Here is an 894-nt window from a genome sequence, read left to right as displayed (position 1 = left end):
TCATCCATACCGACCTGGAAGCATCCCTCAGCTTCTTCTTCAAAAGCATTTGCTGTTAAAGCCACAATTGGCGTACGACCACGTTCAGGCTTGGATCGTTCGATCTCACGTATTATTTGCGTGGTTTCATAGCCATCCATTTCAGGCATTAAACAATCCATAAAAATTAAAGCATATTTATTCTTCTTAAATAGCTCAATTGCCTCAAACCCATTTACCGCCAGGTCTACCTGGCAGCCATTACGCTCCAGCATACGCATAACAAGCTGCTGGTTAACAATGTTATCTTCGACAATTAATATATTGGACTTGGTTTGGTCCTGTAGATCTATAACTTCGGGGTCCGAACTTTCTTCAGCATCACTCACGGTATATCGCGTCACCAAGCGACGCTCACTTCCCTGACGGAATCGCTCAGCATAGGCCTGACACATAACTCCCCTCAAAAACGGGTCACGGAACTGCTTACTCAAAAAGCCACTAGCTCCTGCCAAAAAGAAGCCTTCCGCATCACCCAACTGTGGATTTGAACATAAAACAACGATCTGCACAGGATCAACGATAGACTGGCGAATCATCTGACAAGCTTCTACACCCGACAAATCCTGTAAGATGTCATCACACAAGATCATGTTGAACTGCTCTTCACTTCCAGCATAAGAATGCAAGGCTTTTATCGCTTCTGCAGCAGTCCCCACCGCCTCGAACTGAATCCCCCACTCGCTTAAGAGTTCAAGTGTAATTTTACGACTAAGCTCATACGAATCGATCACCAGTACTTTGAGCGTTTTCAGCAAGGACAAATCCAACAACTCTCTGGAGTTATCGCCACGAACTACCGGCAAGTTCAACTCGAACCAATAAATAGACCCATCATCTTCTTTTGATTCGTTC

The 894-nt window shown here is 44.7% G+C and carries 1 protein-coding gene; it reads right to left on the bottom strand.

Annotated features, from left to right (window positions below; translation table 11 throughout):
- Positions 1-894: response regulator (locus A3729_RS04230; protein WP_156497648.1), on the bottom strand; the 894-nt coding region annotated here is incomplete at both ends.

This window comes from Oleiphilus sp. HI0043 (assembly GCF_001634935.1).
Note: the sequence above shows the minus strand (reverse complement) of the source record. Positions and strands in the feature narration are given on the sequence as shown.